The sequence below is a fragment of the Corallococcus sp. CA047B genome, assembly GCF_003612065.1.
Taxonomy (GTDB): domain Bacteria; phylum Myxococcota; class Myxococcia; order Myxococcales; family Myxococcaceae; genus Corallococcus; species Corallococcus praedator.
This window is the reverse complement of record NZ_RAWD01000377.1, coordinates 1-8307: the sequence shown is the minus strand read 5'-3', so window position 1 is coordinate 8307 and position 8307 is coordinate 1. Positions and strand designations below refer to the sequence as shown.

Below are 8307 nucleotides of genomic sequence, written 5' to 3'. Positions count from 1 at the left end.
GGCCCTGACGCGGTTCATGGAGACGGGTGGGGCGCTGGATGAGCACCTGGCGGAGCAGCTGCTCCTGCCGGCGGCGCTCCTGGCGTCGGGGCGGCTGGGGCCGGTGACGCCGGGCACCACGCGCTTCACCACCGCGGCTGTCACGGGGGAGCTGACGACGCAGGCGGAGGTGCTGCGCCGGTTCCTGCCCGTGGACATCCGCGTGGAGCCGGGCGGGGCGGTGGAGATCCGCCCGGCCTGAAGCTCCGGCCGAAGCTCTGGACGCTGGCGCCGGAGGGGACGGCGCGGGGACGACGCTAGGCTTCGTCCTCGTTGTGGTCCTGGGCGCCGAAGGTGTTCGCGGTGGCCATCTCCTTCACCGTGCCCCGGTAGGCGCGGATGGCGAAGGGCAGACACACCATGAAGATGATGCCCGCGAGGCCGATGGCCCGCCACGGCATGGGCTTCTCCTTGGGCTTCTCGTCCTTGCTGTAACCCGAGAGGTTGTTGCCCATGGCGCGCGCCTTGGCGGCGTCCTTCTCTTCCTGCGTCAACTCCTTGCGGGTCTGGAAGTCCTGGGGCTGACGGCGCTGGGGCTGGGCCACGACAGCTCCGCCCCAGACGAGGGCGAGGATGAGAACAAGCCGGGGGAGCGAGGGGGAGGACATGGGCCCTGAGCCTAACAGAGCCTCCCTTCGCGATGAACAGGGGTTGCTTCACACCACCTGGGCCGTTACCCGCGCCGCATGCTCCGGCTCCCCTTCGTCCTCCTGGCCAACCTGTTCCTCGGGTTGCGCCTGCTCCTGGGCCTGCCCTTCCGGGTGATGGCGGTGCGTCAAAGACCCGCATGGGTCCGCTTCCGGCTCGCGGGCAGCCTGCCGTACCGGCCGCGCCGGGGCCCCCGCTTCCGCCTGGGCGGCCCCCCGGTGGAGCCCGCCACCGTCACCTCCCTGGAGGACTTTGGCCGGGCGCTGCGGATCCTCGCTGGCGACGCCAAGGTGGAGGGCATCCTCCTGGAGGTGGAGGGCCTGTCCCTGACGGACGCCCGCCGCGAGGCCCTGCTGGCCCTGCTGTCGGACTTCCAGGCCGCCGGCAAGCGGGTGGTGTCCTGGGCGGTGATGGTGGACACGAACGAGTACCCCGTCCTCGGCGCGGCGGACGAGGTGCTGCTTGCCCCCATGGGGCGCGTGGAGCTGGTGGGCTACGCGGCGGAGGCCACCGTGCTGGGTGAGGCCTTCGACCGGGTGGGCATCCACGCCCACTTCGCCCGCCGGGGTGACTACAAGACGGCGCCGGAGTTCTTCACGGACGGCACGGTGTCCGACATCCAGCGCCAGACGCTGGAGACCTTCCTGGATGAGCGGTTCGCCGTGCTGGTGGACTCCCTCTCCCGGTCGCGCGGGAAGACGCCGGAGGAGGCGAAGGCCCTCATCGACGCGGGGCCCTACAGCGCGAAGCGGGCGCTGGAGGCGGGGCTGGTGGACGGGCTGGTCCACGAGGCGGACCTGGGCGCGCACCTGGGCCTGGAGTCGAAGAAGAAGGACGGCGACGAGGAGGCCCCGGTGCCGACCTTCAGCGCGTACCTGGCGACGCAGGCCTTTCCGCCGGTGCGCTGGCGCACGCTGCGGCGCAGGCCCCGGCTCGCGGTGGTGGACGTGACGGGCATCATCGTCCCGGGCAGCGGCGGGGCGGGCCGGTTCGCGGCGGCGGACACGGTGGTGAAGGCGCTGCGCAAGGCGGGGCGCGACCCCAGGGCGAAGGCGGTGGTGCTGGCGGTGAACAGCCCGGGCGGCTCGGGGCTCGCGTCGGAGCAGATGCTGGAGGCGGTGAAGCGGGTGGCGAAGCAGAAGCCGGTCATCGCGTACGTGGATCAGATGTGCGCGAGCGGCGGGTACATGGCGGCCATCGGCGCGAAGGAGATCTGGTCCGCGCCGCACGCCATCGTGGGCTCCATCGGCGTCTTCATCGGCAAGTTCGAATACGGCGGCCTGCTGGAGAAGCTGGGCGTCCAGCGCACCACGCTGACGCGCGGGCAGAACGCGGCGTTCGGCTCCAACTCACGGGGCTTCACACCGCACGAGCGCGCCGCGCTGGAGCGCGAGGTCGAGGAGTCCTACCAGTCCTTCCTGGAGCTGGTGGCGCAGGCGCGTGGACGGACGAAGGAGGAGATCCACGAGCGGGCGGAGGGCCGGGTGTACTCGGGGCTGCGCGCGAGGGATGCGGGGCTGGTGGACCGCATTGGCGGCTTCGAGGAGGTCTGCCGCCACGCCATGGAGGAGGCGAGGGCGCCGTCGGACGACTTCGAGATCATCCGCTACAGCGGCGGGGCCCGCTCGAAGCTGTCGCTCCTGAAGCTGCTGACGGCCGCGGCGCACCCGACCACGTATGCCTTCTGCACCGCGGCATGGAGCCTCTGGGGCTTCGGGACTTCCCGGCGCTTCGACTAGCATGGGCCCATGGCCCGCTCCTGCCCGGTGTGCCCCCGCCAGCCGTTGAACGTCGTCCAGGCCTCGGACGTGGAGGTGGACATCTGTCCGCGCTGCCACGGCCTGTTCTTCGACCGGGGCGAGCTGGAACGCTTTCCGGACCGGCCTTCGCTCAAGCCGCTGATGGGCACCGCGAGGAACGCCGCGTCCCGGTGCCGCGCCGGAGGGCACCTGGTGCCGCGCGCCCTGGCCAGCTGTGCCACCTGTCGCAGCGAGCCCGTGTCCTGTCCGGGCTGCGGCGCGAGGCTGGGGCTGGTGTCCGCGCGCGTCTGCACGGTGGACCTGTGCGTGCAGTGTGGCGGCGCATGGCTGGACGCGGGCAAGTTCGAAGCGCTGGAACACGCCACCGTGGAGGCCCCGAAGGCACCACCGTCCGGCGCCAAGGCGGGGTGGGAGGTCGCCCCGGCCACGGATGGCGGCGCCGATCCCTGGAAGGCCCCGGGCTCCACGGCCGCGCTGCCCCCGTCGCATTCGCCCTCGGGAGGCTACGGCCTGTCGTCTCCTTTTGGCTGCGTCCAGTGCGGACTCCCGGTGCCGGTGAGCCAGGCCTGGGCCTGGAACGGCGACATCTACTGCGGCGAGCACCGCCCGAAGGGCGCCGTGTCGGGCGCGAGCCTGCCCAAGCACCGATACCCCGATGGCGTACCCGACATCGCGGTGGGCCAGGGCGTGGAGCTGGGCGAGCTGGTGCACTGGGTGGTGCAACTGCTCCGGAACCGCTGACGCCCCCTGCGGCGGACCTCCCACCTGCCCGCCCGCACAGGGGCGCGGCGGGAAGGGGAGGGCCCCGGAACGACGCGTCGGGTCGCCCGGAGATTGCTCCCCCCGGGGCCGGGGTCTACCCTGCCGCGCCAGTGATGCCGCGCCTCGCTCCCCTCAGTCTGCTGCTCCTGGGCACCGCCTGCGCCACCGCGTCGCGTGAGCCCGCCTCCGTGGCGGAGGCGTACGCCAAGGCGCTGGAGGAGAACCGGCTGCCGGACGCCTACCGCCTGACGACCGGGGGCCCGGAGGGTGAGGTCGCCTTCCTGGACGAGTTCTCCCACGAGGCCGCCCGCCGTGAACGCGCCGCCGCCGTGCGCACCGGCACGGGCGTGCTGGAGGCCCGGGCCCCGTCCGTCACCCTGGCCCGCCAGGGCGAGGACTGGCGCGTGGTGGAGTCCCGCCCGGCGGACGTGCCCCGGGCCGCGCTGAAGAAGTTCCTCGACGAGGTGGAGTCGCGCGACTGGAAGGGAGCATGGGGCCTGCTCGCCTCTCCGCTGCGCGCCCGCTACACCCCGGAGCGCCTGCGCGAGGACTTCGAGCGCGAGCCCCTGGCGAAGGAGCGCCTGCGCCGGGCCCGCCTGTCGCTCAACACCCACGTGCGCGTGGCGGCGGGCGAGGCGCTGTTCCCCCTGGGCGAGGACCGCGCGGTGCGCCTGGTGCTGGAAGACGGGGAGTACCGCGTGGCGGCCATCGAATGAGGGCCAGAAGCCGGGCGCGGTGAGTCCGTGGCGATGGCCGATGCACCTTCCGGGCCCTCGCGTTAAACGACGTTGACAGCCCCCGGAGTGCTGGCAATCTCCGCCCCCCTTCAAGCGTGCAAACGCCTGTTTTCAAAAGGTTTCAGGTGTCCCGATGAGCGTCACACAGGCCGATGTCATGACGGCCATGTCGAAGGTGATCGATCCCGAGCTGCACGTCGACCTGGTGAAGGCCGGGATGGTGAAGGACGTGCGCGTCGCGGGCGACACGGTGAAGTTGAAAATCGAGCTGACCACGCCCGCGTGTCCCATGAAGGGGAAGATCCAGGCGGACGCGGAGGCGGCGCTCAAGGCGGTGCCGGGCCTGAAGTCCTTCGACATCGAGTGGGGCGCCCAGGTGCGCGGCGTCGCGGGCGGTTCGGGTGGCGGCGGGGCGCTGCTGCCGGGCGTGAAGAACATCCTGCTCGTGGGCGCCGGCAAGGGTGGCGTGGGCAAGAGCACGGTGGCGGTGAACCTGGCGGTGTCGCTCGCGCAGCACGGCGCCAAGGTGGGCCTGCTGGACGCGGACTTCTACGGCCCGTCGGTGCCGCTGATGACGGGACTCGCGGACAAGCGTCCGGTGAGCCCCAACGGCAAGACGCTGGATCCGCTCATCGCGCACGGCATCAAGGTGATGTCCATCGGCTTCCTGGTGGAGGCGGATCAGGCGCTCATCTGGCGTGGTCCCATGCTGCACGGCGCGCTGATGCAGCTGGTGCGCGACGTGAACTGGGGAGATCTGGACTACCTCATCCTGGACCTGCCCCCGGGCACGGGTGACGTGGCGCTGACGCTGTCCCAGTCGGTGCGCGCGGCGGGCGCGGTGCTGGTGACGACGCCGCAGGACGTGGCGCTGGCGGACGTGGTGCGCGCCAAGCAGATGTTCGACAAGGTGCACATCCCGGTGCTGGGCATCGTGGAGAACATGAGCCAGTTCATCTGCCCGCACTGCTCCAAGGCCACCCACATCTTCAACCACGGTGGCGGGCGCAAGGCGGCGGAGATGTTCGGCATCCCATTCCTCGGGGAGATCCCCCTGGACCTCAAGGTGCGCGAGTCTGGAGACTTGGGCGTGCCGGTGGTGGCGGGGGCGAAGGACAGCCTGGAGGCGAAGGCCTTCCAGGAGATCGCCCGGAATGTGGCCGGACGTGTGTCCGCGCAGACGATGAAGAGCGTGCCGTTGCCGGTGATGCAGGCCCGGTAGTGCCCAACCCGTAAGGAGACCGCATGGCCCCCGCCGGCAACGACGACGACTTCCCGCCTGATCCGCTGTTCGACGAATCGGAGCAGCAGCCCGGGCGTGAGAGCCGCTCGGGGGGCTTCGTGCCGGACTTCGTGCGGCGCATGGCGGTGGCCGGCATGGGCGCGGTCTTCATGACGGAGGAGGGCATCCGCTCGCTCGCGGGCCAGCTCAAGCTCCCCAAGGAGGCCCTGGGCTTCATCCTCTCCCAGGCGGAGAAGACCAAGGACGACATCTCCCGCGTCGTCACGGAGGAGCTGCGCCGCTTCATGCAGTCGGAGAAGCTGCGCGATGAATTCCTCAAGCTGCTCTCCGGCATGACGGTGGAGGTGAAGGCGCAGATCCGCCTGGTGCCGTCAGAGAAGGAGGAGAAGCAAGAAGCGCCTCCGCCGCCGGAAGCCCCCAAGGGCAAGAAGGCCGCGGAGCCGCCGCCCTCCGCGCGCGTGGTCATCACGGAATTGAACGCGCGCCGTCCCGCCTCCAAGCGCACGAAGCGGGAGTAGGGACGTGGCGGAAGCACCGGAATCACCACCGGCCGCACCGGAGCCCCCACAGGCGCCGGTGCCCCCGAAGCCGCGCGGAACCTGGCGCACGCACCCGCTGCCCAAGCGCCTGGCGCTCATCGCCATCGTCGCGGTGGGCCTGTGGCTGTGGAAGGCGACGGACGTCCCCGAGCGACAGCTCATCCTCCAACTCGACGGAGCGGGTTGGAGCGACGTGCGCGCCATGGACCTCCAGGTCCTGGACCCGGAAGAGCACATCCTCAAGCGCGAGGAGCGGTTCTTCACCAGCGGCCCGCCCCCGGAGGTGACCTTCAAGATGAACCTCCCGGAGGGCACCTTCCGCACGCTCCTGTTCCTCAAGATGCGGGACAGCGAACAGCGGGTGCGCCTGGAGGAGCGGGTGTCGGTGGGCGAGGGTGAGGCCATCGTCCGCCAGCTGCGCCTGCCCGCCACCAGTCGTTGACCCTCCTGGAGGCGTGCGTTATGGCCGCCGGCACAGGAGAAGTCGCCATGGCAACGGAACACATCGTCGTCGTCGGTGCAGGGCAGATGGGCGCGGGCATCGCGCAGGTGGCGCTCCAGGCGGGCATTCGCGTGTCGCTGGTGGACGTCAACAAGGACGGCCTCGCGAAGGGCGCGGACCGCATCAAGGCGGGCCTCAAGAAGCTGGTGGAGAAGGGCAAGCTGGACGCGGCGAAGCAGCAGGCCGCGGAAGCCAACCTCGCCACGTTCACCAGCGCGCGCGACGCGAAGGACGTGGACGTCGCCATCGAGGCCGTCACGGAGAACGAGGACCTCAAGCGCCGCATCTTCCTGGAGCTGGATGAAGTCGTCCGGCCCGGCGGCATCCTCGCCACCAACACCTCCTCCATCCCCATCACCCGCATCGCCGCGGCCACGAAGCGCCCCGAGTCCGTCATCGGGATGCACTTCATGAACCCGGTGCCGGTGATGCAGCTCGTGGAGCTGATCCGCGGCGCGGCCACCAGCGACGAGACGTACGCCACCATCCGCGCCATGGCCGAGCGCATGGGCAAGACGACGGTGGTGTCCAAGGACTACCCGGGCTTCATCGTCAACCGCATCCTCATCCCGATGCTCAACGAGGCCTGCTTCGCGCTGATGGAGGGCCTGGGCACCGCGGAGGACATCGACACCGCGATGAAGCTGGGCACCAACCAGCCCATGGGCCCGCTGCAGCTCGCGGACTTCATCGGCCTGGACACGGTGCTCTACATCGCCGAGGTCCTGCACAAGGGCCTGGGCGACTCCAAGTACCGTCCGTGCCCGCTCTTGCGCCAGTACGTGGACGCGGGCTGGTACGGCAAGAAGAGCGGCCGCGGCTTCTACAAGTACTAGCCGTCCCCACCCGACACAGGAGCTTCGACGCACATGGCCTACGAGAACATCCGGTTGGAGAAGGACGGCCCCATCGCCGTCCTCACGGTGGACCGCCCCAAGGCGCTCAACGCGCTCAACAGCGCGACGTTCCACGAGATGGACGACGCGCTCCGCTCGCTGAAGTTCGACGAGACGCGCGCCCTCATCGTCACGGGCGGAGGGGACAAGGCGTTCGTCGCCGGCGCGGACATCGCGGAGATGGTCACCATCACCGCCGCCCAGGCCCGGGAGTTCTCCGCGCTGGGACACCACGTCTTCCAGTCGCTGGAGAACCTGCCCATCCCCACCATCGCGGCGGTGAACGGCTTCGCGCTCGGCGGCGGCCTGGAGCTGGCGCTGGGCTGCGACCTCATCTACGCGTCGGAGAAGGCGAAGCTGGGCCTGCCGGAAGTCACCCTGGGCGTCATCCCGGGCTTCGGCGGCACGCAGCGGCTGACCCGGCTGGTGGGCCGCTCGCGCGCGAAGGAAATGCTCTTCACGGCGGACCGCATCGACGCGGCCCGGGCCAAGGAGATCGGCCTGGTCCTGGACGTGGTGCCCGCGGACAAGCTGATGGAGCACTGCCGCGCGGTGGCCGCGAAGATCCTCAAGAACGGCCCGCTCGCGGTGGCCCAGGCCAAGCGCGTGGTGGAGTACGGCGCGGATCAGGACCTCCGGAGCGCCAACGAGCTGGAGCGCCAGGGCTTCGCGGTCCTCTTCGGTTCGGAGGATCAGCGCGAGGGCATGGCCGCGTTCCTCGCCAAGCGTCCCGCCGCGTTCCAGGGCAAGTGACGTGAAGCACGCGGTCGCGGCCGGAAGCCTGCTGTGCTTCCTGGCCGCGCCCCAGGCCCGGGCTCAAGCCCCGGCCGAAGCTCAACAAGCCGAGGCGCTGGACCGAGCCCCGGCCCTGGTCTCCTGGAAGCGCACGCTGTGTCTCTACACGCTGTGCTTCCTGGAGCCGCTCATCCCGGACCTGCGCCGGGAGTGGGGGGACGGCGCGCACTGGGTGTTGTCCTGGCCCATCCACCCCTGGGCCACGCCGCCCCTGGATGTACCCGGACCCACGCTCATCGTGTCGCCCTTCGTGGAGCCCCAGCTGCGGCTGCGGCCCAGCACGTTCCGCCTGCTGGCCGGGGCCCGCGTGTCGGCCTTCCCGGACACGTCCCGCTTCGGCGTCCTGGCCGAGGGAGCAGGCGTCTGGGGCGGGGACCTGTCTCTTA

Annotated in this window: 10 protein-coding genes and 1 pseudogene; 10 read left to right on the top strand and 1 reads right to left on the bottom strand. The window is 70.8% G+C overall.

Translation table 11 applies throughout. The features are described from left to right. Positions 1-241: RNA 3'-terminal phosphate cyclase (locus tag D7X74_RS36210; protein ID WP_304984941.1), on the top strand; the 241-nt coding region annotated here is incomplete at its 5' end. Positions 242-296: 55 nt separating this feature from the next. On the opposite strand, the gene D7X74_RS36205 is transcribed toward D7X74_RS36210, so the two are convergent. After that, complete coding sequence (locus D7X74_RS36205) at positions 297-647, bottom strand: hypothetical protein (RefSeq protein WP_120537547.1); 351 nt, start codon at positions 645-647, stop codon at positions 297-299. A gap of 78 nt (positions 648-725) precedes the next feature. Here D7X74_RS36205 and sppA point away from each other — a divergent pair, with 78 nt between their 5' ends. The 9 genes and pseudogenes from sppA to D7X74_RS36160 all read left to right on the top strand — a co-directional run. Beyond that, positions 726-2426, top strand: a complete 1701-nt coding sequence (gene sppA, locus D7X74_RS36200) for a signal peptide peptidase SppA (protein WP_120537546.1) — start codon at positions 726-728, stop codon at positions 2424-2426. A gap of 9 nt (positions 2427-2435) precedes the next feature. Further along, the gene (locus D7X74_RS36195; RefSeq protein ID WP_120537545.1) at positions 2436-3188 is read left to right on the top strand and encodes a zf-TFIIB domain-containing protein; all 753 of its coding nucleotides are present in this window, start codon (positions 2436-2438) and stop codon (positions 3186-3188) included. 134 nt (positions 3189-3322) lie between these two features. After that, complete coding sequence (locus tag D7X74_RS36190) at positions 3323-3925, top strand: hypothetical protein (protein ID WP_120537544.1); 603 nt, start codon at positions 3323-3325, stop codon at positions 3923-3925. Positions 3926-4079: 154 nt separating this feature from the next. Then, positions 4080-5168: an iron-sulfur cluster carrier protein ApbC gene (apbC, locus tag D7X74_RS36185; protein WP_120537543.1), complete on the top strand. Its 1089-nt coding sequence runs from the start codon at positions 4080-4082 to the stop codon at positions 5166-5168. Between the two features lie 23 nt (positions 5169-5191). Then, positions 5192-5707, top strand: a complete 516-nt coding sequence (locus tag D7X74_RS36180; RefSeq protein ID WP_120537542.1) for a hypothetical protein — start codon at positions 5192-5194, stop codon at positions 5705-5707. A 4-nt stretch (positions 5708-5711) separates the two neighbouring features. Beyond that, a complete protein-coding gene (locus D7X74_RS36175; protein WP_199732960.1) occupies positions 5712-6170 on the top strand; it encodes a hypothetical protein in 459 nt (152 codons plus the stop codon). Between the two features lie 47 nt (positions 6171-6217). Further along, positions 6218-7066, top strand: coding sequence for a 3-hydroxyacyl-CoA dehydrogenase family protein (locus D7X74_RS36170; RefSeq protein WP_120537540.1), 849 nt, complete (start codon positions 6218-6220; stop codon positions 7064-7066). Between the two features lie 33 nt (positions 7067-7099). Continuing rightward, entirely contained in the window at positions 7100-7879 is a 780-nt protein-coding gene (locus D7X74_RS36165; RefSeq protein ID WP_120537539.1) for an enoyl-CoA hydratase-related protein, read from the top strand. 1 nt (position 7880) lies between these two features. Then, a pseudogene (locus tag D7X74_RS36160) lies at positions 7881-8307 on the top strand (hypothetical protein); the annotation flags it as partial.